The sequence below is a fragment of the Vibrio sp. dhg genome, from assembly GCF_003443775.1.
In the GTDB taxonomy this organism is placed as follows: Bacteria; Pseudomonadota; Gammaproteobacteria; order Enterobacterales; family Vibrionaceae; genus Vibrio; species Vibrio natriegens.
In genome coordinates this window covers 1388371-1407367 of the sequence record NZ_CP028943.1, presented here as the reverse complement: position 1 = coordinate 1407367, position 18997 = coordinate 1388371, and the positions used below count along the sequence as shown (strand labels likewise).

General features: G+C 44.1%; 16 protein-coding genes, 2 tRNA genes and 2 pseudogenes. 5 read left to right on the top strand and 15 right to left on the bottom strand.

Annotation, left to right across the window (positions count from 1 at the left end):
• Positions 1–21: 21 nt before the first annotated feature.
• The gene (locus DBX26_RS06560) at positions 22–312 is read right to left on the bottom strand and encodes a hypothetical protein (protein ID WP_020333151.1); all 291 of its coding nucleotides are present in this window, start codon (positions 310–312) and stop codon (positions 22–24) included.
• A gap of 663 nt (positions 313–975) precedes the next feature.
• Here DBX26_RS06560 and DBX26_RS25430 point away from each other — a divergent pair.
• Positions 976–1113, top strand: coding sequence for a hypothetical protein (locus DBX26_RS25430; RefSeq protein WP_155521825.1), 138 nt, complete (start codon positions 976–978; stop codon positions 1111–1113).
• A gap of 12 nt (positions 1114–1125) precedes the next feature.
• Positions 1126–1302: a hypothetical protein gene (locus tag DBX26_RS25425; RefSeq protein ID WP_020333150.1), complete on the top strand. Its 177-nt coding sequence runs from the start codon at positions 1126–1128 to the stop codon at positions 1300–1302.
• A 72-nt stretch (positions 1303–1374) separates the two neighbouring features.
• Here DBX26_RS25425 and DBX26_RS06555 read toward each other — a convergent pair whose 3' ends face one another.
• Positions 1375–2571 carry an MFS transporter gene (locus tag DBX26_RS06555; protein WP_020333149.1) on the bottom strand — a complete coding sequence of 399 codons (1197 nt, stop codon included), beginning with the start codon at positions 2569–2571 and terminating at the stop codon, positions 1375–1377.
• A 405-nt stretch (positions 2572–2976) separates the two neighbouring features.
• On the opposite strand from DBX26_RS06555, the pseudogene DBX26_RS06550 reads away from it, so the two are divergent.
• Positions 2977–3229 (top strand): annotated as a pseudogene (locus DBX26_RS06550) (transposase domain-containing protein); the annotation flags it as partial.
• 157 nt (positions 3230–3386) lie between these two features.
• Here the strand turns inward: DBX26_RS06550 and DBX26_RS06545 are convergent.
• Genes DBX26_RS06545 through DBX26_RS06535 form a run of 3 tightly spaced genes read right to left on the bottom strand, consistent with a single transcriptional unit; the run spans position 3387 to position 7225 of the window.
• Positions 3387–4706: a cytochrome c gene (locus DBX26_RS06545; RefSeq protein ID WP_118118348.1), complete on the bottom strand. Its 1320-nt coding sequence runs from the start codon at positions 4704–4706 to the stop codon at positions 3387–3389.
• Positions 4707–4712: 6 nt separating this feature from the next.
• On the bottom strand, positions 4713–6482 hold the full coding sequence (locus DBX26_RS06540; RefSeq protein WP_118118346.1) for a GMC family oxidoreductase: 1770 nt from the start codon (positions 6480–6482) through the stop codon (positions 4713–4715).
• Between the two features lie 17 nt (positions 6483–6499).
• Positions 6500–7225, bottom strand: a complete 726-nt coding sequence (locus tag DBX26_RS06535; RefSeq protein ID WP_118118344.1) for a gluconate 2-dehydrogenase subunit 3 family protein — start codon at positions 7223–7225, stop codon at positions 6500–6502.
• Positions 7226–7721: 496 nt separating this feature from the next.
• Here DBX26_RS06535 and DBX26_RS06530 point away from each other — a divergent pair.
• A pseudogene (locus DBX26_RS06530) lies at positions 7722–7993 on the top strand (IS5/IS1182 family transposase); the annotation flags it as partial.
• 213 nt (positions 7994–8206) lie between these two features.
• Here DBX26_RS06530 and DBX26_RS06525 read toward each other — a convergent pair.
• The 10 genes from DBX26_RS06525 to hppD all read right to left on the bottom strand — a co-directional run bounded on the left by DBX26_RS06525 (position 8207) and on the right by hppD (position 17350).
• Entirely contained in the window at positions 8207–9028 is an 822-nt protein-coding gene (locus DBX26_RS06525) for a sugar phosphate isomerase/epimerase (protein WP_118118342.1), read from the bottom strand.
• Positions 9029–9045: 17 nt separating this feature from the next.
• Positions 9046–10491 (bottom strand): sugar porter family MFS transporter, encoded by a 1446-nt coding sequence (locus DBX26_RS06520; RefSeq protein ID WP_118118340.1) that lies wholly within the window; start codon positions 10489–10491, stop codon positions 9046–9048.
• 1253 nt (positions 10492–11744) lie between these two features.
• Positions 11745–11821 (bottom strand) — tRNA-Val (locus tag DBX26_RS06510).
• A 35-nt stretch (positions 11822–11856) separates the two neighbouring features.
• Positions 11857–11933 (bottom strand) — tRNA-Val (locus DBX26_RS06505).
• Positions 11934–12112: 179 nt separating this feature from the next.
• Complete coding sequence (locus DBX26_RS06500) at positions 12113–12451, bottom strand: hypothetical protein (protein ID WP_118118338.1); 339 nt, start codon at positions 12449–12451, stop codon at positions 12113–12115.
• Positions 12452–12617: 166 nt separating this feature from the next.
• Positions 12618–13280, bottom strand: a complete 663-nt coding sequence (locus DBX26_RS06495) for a DUF2726 domain-containing protein (protein ID WP_118118336.1) — start codon at positions 13278–13280, stop codon at positions 12618–12620.
• A gap of 143 nt (positions 13281–13423) precedes the next feature.
• Positions 13424–14092, bottom strand: coding sequence for a maleylacetoacetate isomerase (maiA, locus tag DBX26_RS06490; RefSeq protein ID WP_118118334.1), 669 nt, complete (start codon positions 14090–14092; stop codon positions 13424–13426).
• A gap of 14 nt (positions 14093–14106) precedes the next feature.
• Positions 14107–15144, bottom strand: coding sequence for a fumarylacetoacetate hydrolase family protein (locus DBX26_RS06485; RefSeq protein WP_118118332.1), 1038 nt, complete (start codon positions 15142–15144; stop codon positions 14107–14109).
• Between the two features lie 9 nt (positions 15145–15153).
• Positions 15154–16284 carry a homogentisate 1,2-dioxygenase gene (locus DBX26_RS06480; RefSeq protein ID WP_014231671.1) on the bottom strand — a complete coding sequence of 377 codons (1131 nt, stop codon included), beginning with the start codon at positions 16282–16284 and terminating at the stop codon, positions 15154–15156.
• Entirely contained in the window at positions 16277–17350 is a 1074-nt protein-coding gene (gene hppD / locus DBX26_RS06475) for a 4-hydroxyphenylpyruvate dioxygenase (RefSeq protein ID WP_065296749.1), read from the bottom strand. The genes DBX26_RS06480 and hppD overlap by 8 nt, the downstream gene beginning before the upstream one ends.
• A gap of 529 nt (positions 17351–17879) precedes the next feature.
• Between hppD and DBX26_RS06470 the strand changes: the two genes are divergently transcribed.
• Positions 17880–18986, top strand: coding sequence for a M20/M25/M40 family metallo-hydrolase (locus DBX26_RS06470; RefSeq protein WP_118118331.1), 1107 nt, complete (start codon positions 17880–17882; stop codon positions 18984–18986).
• The last annotated feature ends 11 nt before the right edge of the window (positions 18987–18997 follow it).

The following is an 18997-nucleotide window of genomic DNA, read 5'->3' as shown; positions in this document are numbered from 1 at the left end:
CATAAGCCATAGACTAGTGATTTATAAACCAAGGGATTTTGCTAACTTTTCATATTCGTATTCAATCTGAGCTCTCAGTATCCCACCACGTGCTCCAGCAGGAACTTGACTTGTGCTTAGTGATGTTTCTAACTCTATCTCTATGTTCGCTAATCTTTCATTTTTCCACTTATTTAATACAAGCTCAATTTGGTCCTTTGTCATGGTTTGCTTTATCGTTTCGATACTCAAACTTTCAATGACATTGGTTGCAAAAGCATTCATTGATGTAGCTGCGAATACAATTACAATAGCTTTGATAACTGATTTCATGGTGATTTCCTTATGAGTTAATAGCTGACTCGTTTCGTTACCATCTGACGCCAATTACAATAGACCACAAAGTTATCTTCACAGTTACCATGAGAAGAAGTGATCAGCTAGTGGAGCCTTTTGTAAACTAGCTAATTGTGTTATTCATCATTGGGAAGAGGAATATCCATATTTAGTCGTAAAACAATAGAGATCTAATAAAAGAAGGATAGAATAAATTTTTAAAAAGTGTGGCAGTTAGTCCAGATTTAGTATTCGCTGGTGAGTGACAGGTTAATCGATAAGTTAGACCTGTTTCGCTCTTTAGGATCTAGACCCCGTATCATAGGACAACTCTCAGATATGAGAGCTTAGTTTGGGTAAGAAACGGAAGTTACTTACGTGTTTAATATGAAACTTCACTCCTATACTTCAACATCTTATGCATTAATGCCCTCGGTTCAAAAATATATTCCTGAACACACCACTCCTTTCATCGAGCAATATGCTGCTTTGGACTTTAATTTACTTGGAAGCCAAATTTGTTGTAGAGACGAATCTGCATGTAATTTTATTGTCGATGGAAACGAGCCAAGTATGGGAAAAATAGTCAAGTTTACACGAAACAACTTTGAATTCGATCAGCTTTGCTTTTGATTCTTTCGGCGAACTCGTAATCACCAAATGGTCACACAACCGAAGGGATCTGAAGTTCTTCTGGCATCTCGTTTCCCATATCTGAGTGATAACCAGCGGCATGCGGTACTGGCGACAACAGAAATCGAGTCTAACTACCCTATTATTAATGATTCTCGTGGCTAGGGTCGTCTGAACTTGGTTGACGCAGCGGATAGTTTCGGTGCTTTTAATAGCAATATTTATGTATATATGGATGCTGATGAAGGTGGATTTAACACAGAAGACTACTGGCGTAATGATATCTCTGGTGAAGGTCGCCTGGAGAAAAGTGGTACAAATGGCAGCGTATCAATGAAGTCGCTGCCATTTTAGTATGATTTTTATGACTCTCCAACAGCGCTTATCTGAATGGCATGAAGTGTCACGACAGGTATTTTATTTTCATTAGCTTACTGATTCGGCTTGCTGTTGGCGCATCTGCAGTCGACTCACCAACCACATCACAAAGCCACCAGCAAATAACATGGCTGCCACATAACCGGTGTAATTGGCACTATAACCATTGATAAACACTAAGCTACCCGCCAATGGACCAATCGCATTAGCCGAGTTAAAGGCACACTGCAGTAATGCCCCAATCACCGCGTGTCCCCCTTTGGCAACACGCATCAACATCGCTTGTATCACTGTGCTTAAGCCTAGGCTCGCACCCAACAAAAATACCACCAGATACAAGAACCAAAGATTATCGGCAGCCGATACGTACAGAATGGCTAGCAACACACAATAAACTAAAGCCACGCCTGTCACTTTCGCGACTACCCTATCGTGCACATGACCAAACAACCAGTTGCCCAAAGTCGATCCCACACCAAAAATCACCATCGCAATCGAGATGTAGTATTCAGGCACTTGAGTTACATCAATCATGGTATCAGCTAGATAAGTATACAGGCAGAACACGCCACCAAAGCCGATCACCGCGATGAATACAATTGGCCAGATCAGCGGATTTTTCAATACTGCCAAGTCACTTTTTAGCCCCTCGCCTTCAGCCTGCAGCGAAGGCAATACACGCCACAACAGCACACAAGCGACGAAAGCTCCAATTGAAACCAGCAACAACGCCCAACGCCAGCTAATGTTTTGCGCCAATAATGTCGCTAATGGCACACCGACGATAGTGGCGATGGTAAGACCAGAAAATACCCGCGACATATATAACGTACTTCGTCCCTCTGGAGCCAGGCGAGCGCCAAAAAGCAACGCCGTACCGAAATAAGCACCATGAGGTAAGCCACTTAAAAAGCGAAACAATACGATTTGCTCAAACGAGGTTGCGGCAGCGCTTAAACCATTAAAAGCAAAAATCAAAAAAGCGAACAACACCAAAGCACTGCGGCGATTCATTTTAGGTGTCAGCATCATTAATAATGGTGCACCGACCACTACACCTGCAGCATAGGCACTGATGATATGGCCAGATTTAGCCGCTGAGACATCAAAACTATCCGCCACCAGCGGTAGCATTGGCATCACCGAAAATTCAGTCAACCCCAAAAGAAAAGTGCCAATCGCCAGCACAAACAGAATTACGCCGCGTGAACGATTCGATGTAATGTGTGTACCATTTGAATTCATTGAGAACTCCAAAAATTGCTCTGAGAAATATGAATTTAGACGACGCTTAGATGGTTACGCTGCAGAGGAAGGCTCTCGAATAAACTCATCATACGACAAAAAATATTGCGCTATTAGCCAGCTATTCTTAGTTTCACCTCAGTTCGATTTACGGAACAACGACGTATCATCTTGTACGTGTTTAGTTACCTTACTCCAAGGATTACAAGACTCGTCGTTTGAACGGAGATTTCACCGCATAACTTTATAAGCAATCATACTTATATAACACACCAAAATGTAAACGGTTACATTTTATATATAAATAATAAGAATATGAAAAAACAAAAGATACGACAGAATCGCTTGGTGTTTACACGATCAGATCGTAAGTTCCTGATTAAGTTCAACTGAATTACGAAACAAAGCCTCGATAACAACGTGACTGAAAGAGATGTGTGTCCCTTTACGACTGGGCGAAAAATTGGATTTTCTCGACTTCAGTTGGTGGATCAACGGCAAGTGCAAACCTCTATAGTCTGGTCATAACTTGTCGTGCGAACGACATCAATCCGTACTTCTACTTAGTACACCTTTCAGGGAATTACCGAAGCGCTCTTCAAATGAAGATCTCTCCGTTCTTCTGCCGTGGAATGTAGAAATCAGTGAGGCTGAATAAGGTTTTACTGGTTAATTAAGCGTTTACTGTGTAAAAGTGTATTGTAGCTCACTTAACCACAGAAATATTATCCAGTGGTATTACATTTCATTCTCGACGGGGTTGGAATAAGAGGCAGCATCGCTGCTACCTCTTTTGTCTAAAATGAATCAACGACTTATTGCAAAGGTGTTTCTAGCTTTTCTCTTGCTTCTACTTTAGAACGCATTTCTGCAACTTCCTGAACGTTAATTATGCGTGCGCCGCTTTCGTCCCAGGTATTACGGATATAGTTCAGAACATCAGCGATCTTCTGGTTACTCATTTTCCAAGCAAACGAAGGCATTCCTGCGGCTGTAGTGCGAGTCTCGGTATAAGGGGCACGAGTCCCTTTAAGCATCGCATGGATTAAGTTAGTCGCATCTTCTGCTGCGATGGTTTTATTGTTCGCAAATGCAGGGACCATCCCGGAAATACCTTCTCCTTTGAGTCCGTGACATGCTGAGCAATTTACTTCGTACTCCAGTGCAGCTTGTTCAGTTACACCTTGCTTAGAATAAGATTTACCTTGTCCTGAAGGAGCCAGACTTTTCAGATAGTGGCCAATAGACTTCAAATCGTCATCAGTAAAGTACTGAGTCGAGTGCTGAACCGCTTCCGCCATTGGACCGGAGGCTACCGCAATACCATTTGAACCAGTTTTAAGATATTCATGAATCTCATCAACCGTCATCTGACTAATGCTACTGTGTTGGTTAGGAGTTAAATCCGGCGCATACCAGTCTCCCATGTTTCCTCCATGCAGATAGCGACTATCAATTTCTGCACCAATAATGTTACGCGGGCTATGACACGCAGAACAGTGACCACCGCCATTTACAAGATATTTACCTCGGTTCCACTCTGCATCTTTGTTTACATCTACAGAGAATGCTTCATTGTGGAAGAACAGCATATCCCAGCCAGCAAGCGACAGGCGAACATTGAATGGGAACGGCATATCTTTCGTTTCTTCAATGTCGTTTTTAACAGGCTCAACCGTTGAGAAATACGCCCACAAATCGTGCATATCCTGATCTGAGTACTTCACGTACGCCGTGTAAGGCATCGCAGGATATAAGAAGCCGTGTGAACCTATACCCTGACGCACGGCATTGAAGAAATCCCGTTCAGTCATGTTACCAATACCGGTTTCTGGATCGGGTGTGATATTAGAACTGTACAAAGAGCCAAACGGCGTTGCGATGTCATAGCCACCCGCCATTTCACCGTGACCAGCAGTATGACAGGCCGAGCAATCCCCGACTCGCATTACGTACTCGCCGCGCTCAATCGCATCTAAATCATCAGTTTTGTAATCAGATAACTTAACCGTGTCATCAGCGACATCAGAACGTGAAAGATCAAACGTATTCCAAAGCATCCAGCCAGAAACTATCAACGCAATAGCAACGACTACGGTTACGAGTTTGAACCAGCCTTTTTTCGCGATACTCATGTTTTCTTACCCCCTCACCAACTGACCTGGATTGTTAATGTAGGTCTGGTGAATGGCTCTAGCCGCGCGTACTGCCAACGCACCCACTGTTAACGTTGGGTTGTAGCCGCCATTGTTCGGAAACGCAGAAGCACCAACCACAAACACATTGTGTGCATCCCAGCTTTGTAAGTATGGATTTAACGCTGAAGTTGTCGGATCCGCGCCCATTACTGCCCCACCAATGGTATGAGAGCTGTGTTGTTTGTATGGGTTCCAGCTACTTTCTGCCTGATTGTCGATCATCAAGTCTTTACCACCAGCCTGCTTCATAATGTTAACCGCTTTGTCGGTCACATAATTCGCCATACGCTGGTCGTTCTTGTTCCAATCAAACGTCAGTCGCAATAATGGCTGACCGTGACGATCACGGTATGTTGGATCGAGACTTAGATATGAATCCCGTGATGGCATCGATGTTCCCTGACAGAACATAGTTGCAGCGTTTTGGTAATCACGAGAGTACGCTTTCTTCCACTCGCTACCCCAACGTCGGGTTCCCGGACGGATAGCGTCGGCATTCTGAATTGGACGGCCGTTGGTATTAAACGCCATGATGCCCGCGCCACCGATAAAGTCGACATCGCTGTGGTCGAAGTTATCACCGTTAAAGTCATCGATTTGAACCGCCAGCGCGCCAGCACCGATAAATGGGTTCATGTTCTCGTTATCGAAGAAGCCAGTCACACTAGAACAAGTCTGGTAGCTGTAGTTTCGACCGATAGTGCCTTTGCCAGTTTTTGGATCGTATTGCTCACCAATGCCAGAAAGCAGCATCAGACGAACGTTATCCATCTGGTAAGCTGTGATACACACGATATCAGCAGGTTGAAATCCTTCTTTACCTTCTTTGGTAATGAATTTAACACCTTTGACGCTCTTGCCATCGTTGTGTTTAACGGCATGCAACACTTCGGTTTCAGTAAGCAAAGTAAAATTCTTACGACGCATCAGAACCGGAAGAATACAAGCTTGCGGTGAAGATTTAGAAAAGTTACCGCATCCATGAAAATCACAGAAACCACAGTAAGTACAAGGTCCCATGGAAACACCAAGTGGATTCACATAGGCCTGAGATAAGTTACCCGCAGGTACGGTAAATGGGTGATATCCCATGTCTGAGGTGACTTTACGATATTTAGACATCCAGTTCGTGTCTAGTAGTGGTGGCGTTGGGTAATCACGCGAACGAGGGCCTTCAAATACGTTACCGCCCGCTATCTTTTCTCCCTGAATATTACCTGCTTTACCGGAAGTACCTGCAATACGTTCAAAGCGATCATAATATGGTTCCAGTTCTTCGTAGGTGATTCCCCAGTCCTGAAGTTGAAGATCTTTCGCTTTATCTTTCCCGTAACGCTCACGAGTTCGAGTGGCGACTTCAAAATCCCATGGTGTAAAGCGCCATGACATTCCAGCCCAGTGTGTACCAGCGCCACCCACGTTCCAGCCAAATTGATACGCAGACCAATTACGCACTGGAGCCGCAGCCTGACCTGTACGATTACGGAATGTCGTCGTTTCTACGCTCATTGGCTGAGTCATCGCTCGGCGAGTTTGCCAGCGCAGTTCATCGGGGTCCACTGCTGGTGGGAAGTCGGTTGATGTATCGCGCCATGCGCCTCGTTCGATTGCAACGACATTTAAACCAGCGCGTGTCAGTTCTTCAGCGATGATCGATCCCGACCACCCTAAGCCACAGATCACAACGTCGGCTTTTGCTCTTTGAATTGTCATTATTATATTGCTCCGGATTAATCGTTCGGGATTAAACTGACTGGAATCAAGTCAAGCTCTTCGCCTCTTCGGGCGATATAAGGGCGGTAGTCGTAGCGTGCACCAGGAAAACCAATCATTTTCCAGCCAGCCATATTTCGGTTACCGCCGTAAAGCGGATCAGACAAGTAACCTTCGCGAGCATTTTGTAGCATGAGTTCGAACAGGGCCTGACCGTCAACCTCTTTGCCCAGTTCAATTTTTCCAGCCTCTAAATTGAGCAGAAACTGATCCATATTGTCAGGAGATAGCGCATCCAACGAAGACCCGAAGTTATTTTTTGAGTATGCTTCCAGCGCTTTTATTCCTGAGAGGTAGCGTTCTTTAGGCGTAGCGAGAAATTGCGGTTTACCCATGATTGCCGCTTCATTTTTGCGATCTATCGGACCTTCCAGATACAGCGCTTTGCCTGAACCATAGTCACCAGCCAACTGGTCATCGAGAAACTCGATACAGCCCGCTTCGCTTGCTGAAGGACCATACTCGTCAGCTGGGATCAGACGATCGAAAATCGCACTTAGTACAGCTCTATCTTTCGGGTCAACGAAGACTTTCCAACCAGCTTGAGCAGGCACGGGTAAGTGGTCCTCACTCATTGCCGTTTCATGTGGTACCGCTTTCATTTCACGTGCGTTAACGTGTGGTGCAACTACTAGTGCGGACGCCGCCCGACCTAGAAGTTTCAATGCACTTCTTCTATCCATTGTGAGATCAACCTATTGCGTTCATGTAAATACATGTCAAAAGTATGGAATACACTTACAAACCAACAAGCAATGCGGAATGTTTATTCCATTTTGGGTTAAATCATTGACTTACGATTAACCAATTCGGAAGAACAAGAATAGCCACATGGGATAATCTATGTTTCCACCAATGAATAACTCGTAAATAAGTGTTGCAGAATGTAACAAGAAGTCCAATGTTATCTAAGTCACAGAATTATCGCAATCGTTTAACAAGTATTACAATAAAATATATTTTTTATTTTAAAATATTACGAAATATTTAATCCTCACGCATTAACAATAACTTGGCTTTTTTGCAGAAATCGAGAGAACTAAATCCGAATCTTACGATTAGATCAGAGACATTCACTCATTGACTATGATTTCATTCCGAAGCCCCGCTACAAAACCACCAATTGGCTCCAGTACAATACCTCTCTTATCAATCGTGGCTCACTCACATTTCCCTCTGCGTGGAGGTGCTGCCTTTTGGGAAAAGGGATATCTGCGTAATCAGGCTGTTGGTTGTCAAAAGCTGTATGGCTAAAACAAGAAATGGAAGAAGACGTACGGCTATCATAAACGTCCACTGTTAGAGACAACGATTCATTATGTAAATAAACTATTTGGTAATCATTAATCCTGCGAATCTACAATACCCAAGTTGGAGAAACTTACGCGATGATCAAAGCGTTTAACAAGCTCACTAGTCTAGGTATGCCTGAAACCCAGTACGTTGTATAAAATACAGCCGTTTTAGGTGAGTAGTGCCTTTCATTCGAATTCGGCAACAAAGCCGTTTGGTTGTTACGCTAATAGTACTTTCAAGCTCAGATGAGAGCTCATTGCTCTTCCCCAAATAAAGAAGGTGTATTTCAAATTGAAACGGGCGGCACCGTTTAAAAATGCCGCCATAGATTTGAACGGAATAACCGCTTATTAGATTTAATTAAGTGCTTACCCGGTATACTCAGTCATGTTTTTAATCACGGCTTGCGCCAATTCGTGATGATCCATTTCCCAACAACGAGGACTGAAAAGTTCTGCAGACCAGACACCATCAAAGCCAGTCGCTTTTACAGCGTCCGTCCATGCCTGAATATCAATGTCTCCTTCACCTGGCATATAGGCACGTAATACGTTTTCCTTCCATGCTTCTCCAGACTCTGGTTTTCGACCATCACAGAAATGAACACCAAAGATGAGGCTTGGATCCAGTGCCGCCACATCAGCAGGAGTTGAACCACTGGCGTAAAGATGCCAGAAGTCGATGACTAAACCGACATTGGGTTTATTAATACGTCTAATGACTTCAAGAGCCTGACCTAACGTATTAAATTTAGTGTGAGCAATCACTTCAATTTGGTAGCGAACTCCGTATTCAAGACCGATATCAGCAATTTGAGAGACATTTTCTGTAATGATGTCCATGATTTGGTCAGCCGGTAAATGATCAATTCCGTGTTGTGCCAGAATTTGGATAGTAGGACATTCTAACTCTGCGGCAATCTGCGTTAATCGTGTGGCATCTGCCAACAACTGCTGTTTTTCTTCACCTTGATAACGTTCAATATCAATGAGTGCGTTCAAACAGCCGGTTTTCAGTCCATAGCGGTCAATAGTTTGCTTCAACTCTTGAGTTGAGCCACCGTTATCCAGATATCGCAATAGCTTATAATGGAGAAACTCAACAGCGTCATAACCGGTTTCTGCCGCGATACGTACTTCAGTTAATACATTACAGTAATGAGTAGAAATGCCATGTAGTGTTTTAAGCATAGTAATTTCCTTTTACCTTATTTCGTTGTAGCGGTAGATTGAGTTGGTTGTTGATTAGATAAACTTTGCATGTGCTGCTGCAAGAGATCTTCGATGTCTTCTAGTGCGACGCCTTTGGTTTCCGGAACATATCGCGACAGGAAGAACAGACAGAAGCCGTTGAGAGCAGCGAAGATCCACATAGTAAAGGCACCATTAAATGTTTCCTGAAGAATAGGAATGTCATTGATCATCGGAAATACCTGAGCAACCACAAAGTTCACCATCCACATCAGCATTACGGCAAAGCCCATACCATACTCTTTGATTCGTGCCGGAAAAATTTCAGAGATCAGTACCCAGCAGCCGGAACCCCAGCTTATTGCAAACATCACAATAAAAATTAAGGCCGACATAATCGAAAAGTAACCAGTGTGGTGCGTGTACATGCTGTAAGAAATCATCAGCAAGGAAATGATCGAGCCGACAGTACCGATTTTCATGATCGGTTTACGACCAAAGTGATCAAACAAGTTCATGCCAATAAACGCACCAATAGCATTCAGCAGTCCAAGGAAGATCGTCTGGAAAAGGATCGTTTCTTGGGTTACCTCTCCCGTTTGTAGGATGACCGGGGCATAGTAAAGTACAACAGAAGCACCTGTGACTTGCTGTAACATCGCCACCGTACATCCGACGATCATGCCATAGCGTAAGACCGGAGTACGGAATATAAATCGCAGGTTGTTAGCACCTTTAGAGGTAGAATCACTGTCAGACTTACGAGCTTCAAATATCTGTTGTGCTTCTTCTTTATTTAGATCTGGATAGATTTTTGCAAGCACATCCACCGCTTCTTTAGCCCTGCCAGCTTTGATACACCACTCAGGTGTTTCCGGCAGAAGCAGTGTTCCGACGAACATTAATGCCACAGGAATAAACTGAGCCCCCATCATCCAACGCCACCCTAGCTCAACAAGCCAAGTTTCCGCCATGCCTTTCGCAATAATAAAGTTAATCAGGAAAATCAGCATTTGGGAGCCGACTAGAGAAACGTTCCAGATCCCAGAAGATTTACCGCGGATTTCTTTTGGTGCAATTTCTCCCATGTACATCGGAGCCACTGTACTCGCAAGGCCGATACCAATTCCCGACACAACGCGGGCAAGTGAAAAAACAGTAAAGGAATCAGCAAATGTGGAGCCAATGGTAGAGATAAAAAACGCCAACATCGACAGGAACAAGGTCTTTTTACGACCAAGCTTATCGGCCAGCTTTCCGGCAATACCAGCACCTAAGATGCAGCCAAAAAATATACTGGATACTAGCCAGCCAGTCTCTGTGGAGTCTAAGTCAAAATAAAGTTGTATAAATTCTTGGGCCCCCGCAATCACACCAGTGGAGAAACCGAACAGAATGCCTCCCAAAGTTGCGATACAGCAAAGCCAGTAAACGTAAGTTGCATTATATCGTTGCGTATTCATACCACCTCCGTATGTGTATATTTGTCATTTGGTAAGGGCTTGTTAGTCAGCGTTCCATTGAAGGAGAAATCAGAAGGAACTTCTGTACATCGGGATAGTTTCATGTCGTTCACCTATATTTTGTGCATTTGACGTTCTATTTTTACGGAATATATTTTTCACTTTAAACATAAAATGAAAAATACATTCCCATTATGTGATGAATATTATAAATATTGCATAAAAACTAGATGCATTGAGATCTGTTGCACTTTTATCGATAAAGCATTGCACCAGCACTGGGGGTGAAGGAACAATCACGGGTGAATCTAGAACAGAAAGAAGCGCGGGTGATGAATGGTCAAGCTAACAACTTACGTTTTAGTCAACGCGTGTTGTTTTATTAACTAACTGATTATATTTATTTTTTTATTAAGTAGTTTTACACACTGAATGCACTAAATTGGTAAATTTTAACTTTTCGTTTCTCAACACGGAAATGGTAGCTCTCAACAAACTACTGCACGAATTTGGTGATGACTTACACACAACGGGGGGGATAATTTTGTGCCTGAATAATGGCTAGCACGAAATTAAAGATTGGCGTTGTTGTACTACTTGCTGTTGGGGGTTTTGTAACAACCTTTAGGAATATCGCAGATATTAACCCGGCAACTGAACTTTATTGGTACGCATCGCCGCTATTACACCACCGTCGATTATGATGTCGTTACCAGTAATAAAACTTGCGTGATTTCCTAGTAGATAATCTGATAAAAGACCGCGTTAAGGTGTAATAACAATAAATAAAAATAATACAATATCAACAAGTTAATCAATTAAACTCAACCAGAAACAAAATTCCATGTAGCAAATATGTAGCTTTTGAATTATGCGAAATAACCAAGAATTGTGAACAGCACTTACTGCTCTCAAGCACACTTTTGGACAGATTCGATTCAACCAGAATCAGCAAAATCTCTTTTGAAATTCTCGTGGAGTTAATCGAACAACATTGATAAAGACCTTTCGACATGCACAGATATCTTCGTAACCAACCTGATTGGCTATCCATTTCGGCTTTGCTTTTTATTGCTATCGGCGAACTCGTGGTCACCAAATGGTCACAATGGTGACCATCTGTGCCTAATAAGGTATGACTCAGTGCATATTATGCACATAAATATGCAAAATCTAGATGAGAAAGTTTGGGCTGGATTAGATAAACCCTAGATACAACAAAGCCCGCACGAATGCGGGCTTTGCATAAAATTTGGTGGGTCCGGGCGAACTCGAATCGCCGACCCCTACCATGTCAAGGTAGTACTCTAACCAACTGAGCTACGGACCCAAATTTTGTGTTCCTGCTTACCATTCAAATCAGAATGGTGCGTCCGAGTGGACTCGAACCACCGACCCCCGCCATGTCAAGGCGATACTCTAACCAGCTGAGCTACGGACGCATTTCTCTGGAACGAGTGGGATATTAGCCATAAGCTATCTGGGGTGCAAGCATAAATTCACTAACTTTGAATCGTTTGGCGAAAATGTAAACTCAAGCCTCGTTTTCAGGCGTTTTTATAAGCGAAACGCATCCAATTCAGATATAAAAACGTGATCTAGGTAACTTTCGAATTTTTGCTTAATTATCATAAGGTACGTCACTCAATATCCAGATCTGCAAGGTGTAGGAAACATCAGGACAAGAACCGAACAGAATTTGGTATTTAGGCTCAAATGGTTCACCGATATAGGTGGTACGAATCAATTCGCCAGTTTTAAGATCCACTTGAGTGACAACTCGCCCTTTGAAGTTTTGAAAAATGACAAACTGCTCGCTGTGATAAACCATTTGATCTCGATAAAACAAAAAATGGTCTTCTGGTGTATCAGTAAGCCTACATTCCAACGGCTTTAAATTAGGAAAAGCATTAGCATTTGAAACGAACAGCAGCAGAGCAAAAATCCATCCATATCGCATAGCACTAACCTACTTTTTGTTTCTCTTTTCAAAGTATAGGACTGATATCCAAATTACTTCTAAATGCTTGGTCCTAAGTTACTAAAAAGGCTTTGACTCAAACAAGTCAAAGCCTCAGCCAAGATAAATTTTACTTATCGTTTTCTAGATCACTAATCGTTTATTGTTACTCGTTTGGAACATCAAACACCACGTTGTAGTTCTCGGTGTAAGTACAGTTTGGTTGACGGCTACACGTGAAAAAGCGTCGGCCTTTAAATTCGCCTTGGCTGGCTGTCTTAATTATCATCGGGCTGCTGCACTTTTTACAAAAACGCACCTCTTTATCCGGCTCAATCAAATCGATGTGGGCCGCAAGTAAACGACGTAATCGCCCTACTTGATAGCTGTGCTTCGTCGATGTACCAATTAACGGTAAATTGGCTGTTTTACACACGTGAATCAGCAGCTTTTGTCGCGCAGCCTTGCCTTTGTTAAGAGGCTTTCCATCATCCAACTCTAAGATCACTCGCGGTTCTAACGTACGCGGGTCACAAATTACATAGTCAAAATAGCTTCTGGAAATACGGTTACTCGCCACAAAAAGCTGCCTTTTGTTTTTAATGTCCTTCGGCGCAACCAAGCTGGACATATTAACTTTGCTAAATATCACCGCGTGATCGCCAACAGCGGTTCTTAAGGCATTGAAAAACGCAGCTTCTTGCCCTCTTAACAAAGCGCCTTTTGAGCGATATGAGTAGTCTCGGGTGTCATCATGCTTGAGCACATACTTTTGAATAATGAAGAAAAAAACAACCAGAAGAACTACGATGATAAAAATGTTGGTCATAGAGAAATCGAGCCGAAAACAACAAGTTGCTCAAGCCTAAATCGAAACGTTGACCAGAGCAACAAAAGGGCTCAATTTTGCAATAATGGTGAGATTCAAGGTAGGAAATGAGCTTAACAGAGGCCTCTATTAAGCTCTAAGATCTAACTGTTGGCATCCGGTTGATGCTCTGGCATTGCATCAATGAAAGCCGGAAGTTGGTAACAGGCTTCAACAATCGAGTTGATTATCGGATAAGCGGCCAAATCAACACCAAAGCGCAACGCATTATACACTTGCGGTACCAAGCAAATATCAACGATAGACGGCGAATCGGTCAGGCTGAACTTACAATCACCATACGTTTTTCGATGGGATGCAAGTTTCTCCTCCAATGAAGAAAACCCTTTGTTAATCCAGTGATGAATCCAGGCGACTTTACGTTCTGCATCACACGCCAACTCCCCTTCCAAATACTGCAAGACGCGCAAATTATTCAAAGGGTGAATCTCCATGGCAATATCCTGTGCCATGGAAAGCGCTTGATATCGTAAAGGCGAACGCTTTGGAATGACAGCAACATCCGGATAATTTTCATCGAGATACTGAATAATAGCCAGCGACTGGTTTAATCGAAGCTCACCATCCACCAGCACCGGCACCAGCTCAGAGGCATTCAGTTTGTGATACTCCTCGCTGTGTTGCTCTCCTCCCTCACGCACCAAGTGCACCGATTTTGATTCATACTGGATCTCTTTAAGATTCAGACAAATGCGCACACGATAAGCCGCGGAGGATCGCCAATATCCATAAAGCGTGATCTGTTCGCTCATTCATTTTCCCTGCATTAATGCTTCAAGTACTGGCTAACTTGTTGATCAATCGAACCGAAGATATTGTTGCCATCTGCATCAAACATCTCAAGTTTGATTGCATCACCAAACGACATAAAGTTCGTCGACGGTTTACCATCGCGGATGGTTTCAATCATGCGCACTTCAGCAATACAAGAATAACCGACGCCACCTTCTTCAATCGATGTGCCATGTTCAGTACCTTGTTTGTTAGACACGGTACCAGAGCCGATGATCGCTCCAGCGGACAGCGGACGCGTTTTAGTCGCATGGACAATGAGATCCGCGAAGTCGAATGTCATGTCTATCCCGGCATTCGGACAACCAAATGGCTTGTGGTTGTAGGTCGAAACCAATGGTAAATGGACTTTGTTTTCGTACCATGCATCACCGAGTTCATCTGGTGTTACCGCGACAGGAGAAAATGCGGATGACGGCTTAGATTGGAAGAAGCCAAACCCTTTTGCCAATTCGGCAGGAATAAGTCCGCGTAGTGAGACATCGTTCACTAACATGATGAGCCTGATCGATTCTTGCGCCTCGGCAATACTCGCACCCATTGGCACATCACCCGTCACTACCGCGACTTCGCCTTCGAAATCAATGCCCCACTCGTCACTGGCAAATTCGATGTTGTCGCAAGGGCCGATAAACGCATCTGAACCACCCTGATACATCAAAGGATCTGTCCAGAAGCTCTCAGGCATTTCTGCTCCACGAGCTTTACGAACTAGCTCCACGTGGTTTACGTACGCGCTGCCATCTGCCCACTGATAGGCTCGTGGCAAAGGAGATTCACAATAGTGCGCTTCGAATTCTTCAAATCCAGCGACGGTGCCATTATTCAGTGCGATGTACAATTCTTCTAATTGCGGCGCTACTACTTCCCAGTTGTCCAGCGCGACTTGCATCGTTGGCGCTAAATTTCTTGGATGGAACACTTCTGTCGCTGGTACGCAGCGAGTTAGATCTTTACTCACGACCATCAACAGGCCGTCACGAGTACCATTTTTCTTGGTTGCTAATTTCATCCTTGCCTCTTATTTTTCTTGCCAGCTGTAGACGTATTCTTTGTTTTCTACCTTTTCCAGTTCATCCGAGAACTGAAGCGCGTGGCGCGTATCTATCATCACCGCCACTTCGTCGGTAAACTTCTTCTTGTACTCCTGACCCGCTTTAAATGCTTTCGGGTGAGGACCGTGCGTAAAGCCTGCAGGGTGGAATGTCACCATGCCCGCTTCAATATTGTCACGGCTAAAGAAGTCGCCTGCGTGGTAGAACAAGACTTCGTCATAGTCGTCATTATTGTGGTAGAACGGTACTTTAAGCGCGCCAGGATCACTCTCAATCGGACGAGGAACAAAGGTACACACCACAAATCCTGCTCCTACAAATGTAGTATGCGCGGACGGTGGTAAGTGGTAACGGTGCGACATAAGTGGACGAATATCACGCCAGTTCACTTTGACTACCGCTAAGTCACCATGCCAGCCAATTGCATCTAACGGATTAAACGGATAGGTGATCACGCTAACTTTGTCGTGACGTTTCACCTGTACTTGTGTACGGTTCTCAGAATATTGCGCTCGGAACTCATCGTTTATCGACGGTGTTTCCAGTACGGCAGGATCAAACACAGCGTGATTTCCCACCATGCCCTTTTCTGGCAAGGTATAAGCCGCATCGGTGTTTTCTATCATTAGAATAAACATCGGCTCGCTTGGCTCTAAGCGCCAGCTCGTTGAGCGCGGGATCATGACATAATCCCCTTCGCTCACCTTTAAGTGCCCGTAGTCACAGTAAAGATCGGCAGTCCCCTGGTGGATAAACAGCAGCTCATCGCCGTCCGCATTTCTTACCAGAAAATCCATCTTTTCATCCATACGCCAAACACGGATTTTGCAGTTAGCGTTATGCAGTAAATGCGGCACTGCCCAAGGCGTTATGTGGCTGGCTTTCTCTACGAGATTGAAATCAAACGCTCGTGGGCGAAGCTCCCCTTCCCACTCAGACCAACCTGTTGGTGCGTGTTGATGATGAAAATGTGCCGCAGGGCCAAAGAATCCACTTCGACCTGCTTCACGTTCATAAATTGCCTCTTCCGGGAAATCAGCATGTGCTTGCTTTGAGCACACTCCCTCCCGATGAGGGAATGTGATCCATTTATGCATCGTTCAGTACTCCTCGGCGAATTTGGTCTTCTTCAATCGATTCAAATAGCGCTTTGAAGTTACCTTCACCAAAACCTTCGTTACCTTTGCGCTGAATGATCTCGAAGAACACCGGGCCAATCACGGTTTGCGTAAAAATTTGCAGCAAGATACCGTCTTTCGTTGGTGCACCATCAATAAGGATTTGCAGCTCACGAAGTTTACTGACGTCTTCTCCATGACCTTCAACACGTTGGTCAACTTTCTCGTAGTAGGTATCTGGTGTTGGCATAAAGTCCATACCACGGTCGCGTAACGTTTGAACGGTTTGATAGATGTCATCCGTTGTCAGAGCGATATGCTGAATTCCTTCGCCATTGTATTCACGGATAAACTCTTCGATTTGCGATTTATCGTCAGAGGACTCATTGATAGGAATTCGGATCTTGCCACAAGGTGCGGTCATCGCACGGCTGACAAGGCCTGTGAGTTTACCTTCAATGTCGAAGTAACGAATTTCTCGGAAGTTACCGATGCGCTCATAAAAACCAGACCACACATCCATGTTGCCCTGTTTAACGTTATGGGTCAGGTGATCGATCTCGTAAAGACCCACATCAGATTTCGCCAGACGCGCTTGCGCATCATCGTAAAAACGGAAGTCGACATCATAAATACTCTGCTTACCGTATCGGTCAACAAAATAGAGCAAGCTCTCGCCGATACCATAAATGGCTGGAATGCTGAGTTCCATCGGCCCGATTTCGGTTTTGTATTCTGTTCCGCCGTTTTGTATTGCGTGCTCAAGCGCCGCCGTGGCATCTTTTACTCGAAATGCCATCCCACACACTGACGGGCCATGTACCTTCGCAAACGCTTCAGCTTGACTATGAGGCTGCGCATTGACGATAAAACTGATGTCACCCTGACGATATAACCAAGCTTCTTTCGAACGGTGCTTGGCAATCTCTGCGAAGCCTAACGATACAAACAGTGCTTTGAGTTGTTCGATGCCTTTACTGTCTGCAGCCGTGTATTCCACAAACTCAAATCCGTCTGTACCTAATGGGTTGTATGCGTCCACCATGACTTTCTCCTTGCGTCATTAATTTGTTTACAGCGTTTCTAAACTATTTTTCTAACTTGGCGCAGGCGGAAGAAAATTGGAATACATCAACCAAAATCTCTGTTTTCAGGTTTGGAAGGTGTAAATGTAAAATATTTGTTACGCGCAATCTCTATGCAATATTTGCCCGTAAATTTCACAATATTAAACTTTAATTTCAATTACTTATTCTATTTTAATTGAATTACAACCACACAGAATAATGTAAACAGATTGTTACCGTGGTGATATTTATTGGCAGTGTGGTGATGTTTTAAACAAATCATTCACTTACATTAAAGCAGCGCCTTCAGCTTGCATGACCTTTCTCTCATAGCCTGACAATGCGATCAGTTTCTCAGCATATCTGGTTATAATTGTGTCAGCCTCCTCACTTTATTGATTCACCTCAGTATCCCTGACTCTCCTGTATGTAATAACAACGACTCTGTTTAGAGGACGTGTTCTAACTCCCCGTTTACGCCCTCGCCCTACAAGATGAGACCTCCAAATGACACAAATTAATCAAGAACGTCTAGTTGACCACTTCTGCCAACTGGTTCGCATTGACAGCGAATCGATGAATGAAAAGCAAATTGCAGAAACGCTGGCTGAACAATTGGGCGAGTTAGGCTTTACCGCTCAAAAGCTTCCTGTTCCAGAACATATTTCCAATGGCTTCAACGTATATGCGCGTTTGGAAGGCAACAAAGAAGGCTCTATCCTGATGAGTTGCCACATGGATACAGTCACGCCAGGTATCGGTATTGAACCGATCATTGAAGACGGTATTATTCGCTCGAAAGGCAATACGATCCTTGGTGGTGACGACAAATCCGGTATCGCCGCAATTATGGAAGCTGTACGTTGCATTCAAGCGGAAAATCTAGCGCACAAAACGTTAGAACTTGCTTTCACTGTGCATGAAGAAGGTGGTCTGTTTGGCTCTGAGTACTTCGACATGACACATGTAACGTCAAAAGAGGCAATCGTACTTGATACAGGTGGCCCAATCGGAACGATCGTGACAGCGGCTCCGGGCCAGCAAAAGATCGTTGCTACAATCAAAGGCCGTCCGGCACACGCAGGTCTTGCGCCAGAAGAAGGCATCAGCGCAATCATGGTTGCGGCAGATGCAATCAATCAGATGAAACTCCTTCGTATCGACGAAGAAACGACGGCTAACATCGGTATGGTAAACGGTGGTCAGGCGACCAACATTGTTATGCCTGAGCTAAAAATTGTCGCTGAAGCGCGCTCGCTAAATGGCGATAAACTGGAAGCACAAGTCAACCACATGATCTCGACCTTTGAGTCTGTTGCAGAAAAACACGGTGCAGAAGTCGACATCGAATCTAAACGTGCATACGATGCGTTTGTTATTGAAGAAGACAATGCACACGTTGCTGATATCAAAGCGGCATTCGCGGATATGGGCATCGAAGCGTTTACCAAAGGCACGGGTGGCGGTAGCGATGCGAACAACTTCAACAAGAAAGGCCTGACAACCGTAAACCTTTCTACTGGGATGGCAAAAGTGCATACCACGGAAGAGTACATCGCCGTTGACGATATGGTGAAAATCACTCAGTTCATCAAGCACTACCTGGTGAAATAATCGAAAACAGA

What these genes read in the sequence shown, in the direction of transcription:
- DBX26_RS06560 (WP_020333151.1), bottom strand. Translation starts at nt 312, where the DNA reads ATGAAATCAGTTATCAAAGCTATTGTAATTGTATTCGCAGCTACATCA.
- DBX26_RS25430 (WP_155521825.1), top strand. Translation starts at nt 976, where the DNA reads ATGGTCACACAACCGAAGGGATCTGAAGTTCTTCTGGCATCTCGTTTC.
- DBX26_RS06555 (WP_020333149.1), bottom strand. Translation starts at nt 2,571, where the DNA reads ATGAATTCAAATGGTACACACATTACATCGAATCGTTCACGCGGCGTA.
- DBX26_RS06545 (WP_118118348.1), bottom strand. Translation starts at nt 4,706, where the DNA reads ATGAGTATCGCGAAAAAAGGCTGGTTCAAACTCGTAACCGTAGTCGTT.
- DBX26_RS06540 (WP_118118346.1), bottom strand. Translation starts at nt 6,482, where the DNA reads ATGACAATTCAAAGAGCAAAAGCCGACGTTGTGATCTGTGGCTTAGGG.
- DBX26_RS06535 (WP_118118344.1), bottom strand. Translation starts at nt 7,225, where the DNA reads ATGGATAGAAGAAGTGCATTGAAACTTCTAGGTCGGGCGGCGTCCGCA.
- DBX26_RS06525 (WP_118118342.1), bottom strand. Translation starts at nt 9,028, where the DNA reads ATGCTTAAAACACTACATGGCATTTCTACTCATTACTGTAATGTATTA.
- DBX26_RS06520 (WP_118118340.1), bottom strand. Translation starts at nt 10,491, where the DNA reads ATGAATACGCAACGATATAATGCAACTTACGTTTACTGGCTTTGCTGT.
- DBX26_RS06500 (WP_118118338.1), bottom strand. Translation starts at nt 12,451, where the DNA reads ATGCGATATGGATGGATTTTTGCTCTGCTGCTGTTCGTTTCAAATGCT.
- DBX26_RS06495 (WP_118118336.1), bottom strand. Translation starts at nt 13,280, where the DNA reads ATGACCAACATTTTTATCATCGTAGTTCTTCTGGTTGTTTTTTTCTTC.
- maiA (WP_118118334.1), bottom strand. Translation starts at nt 14,092, where the DNA reads ATGAGCGAACAGATCACGCTTTATGGATATTGGCGATCCTCCGCGGCT.
- DBX26_RS06485 (WP_118118332.1), bottom strand. Translation starts at nt 15,144, where the DNA reads ATGAAATTAGCAACCAAGAAAAATGGTACTCGTGACGGCCTGTTGATG.
- DBX26_RS06480 (WP_014231671.1), bottom strand. Translation starts at nt 16,284, where the DNA reads ATGCATAAATGGATCACATTCCCTCATCGGGAGGGAGTGTGCTCAAAG.
- hppD (WP_065296749.1), bottom strand. Translation starts at nt 17,350, where the DNA reads ATGGTGGACGCATACAACCCATTAGGTACAGACGGATTTGAGTTTGTG.
- DBX26_RS06470 (WP_118118331.1), top strand. Translation starts at nt 17,880, where the DNA reads ATGACACAAATTAATCAAGAACGTCTAGTTGACCACTTCTGCCAACTG.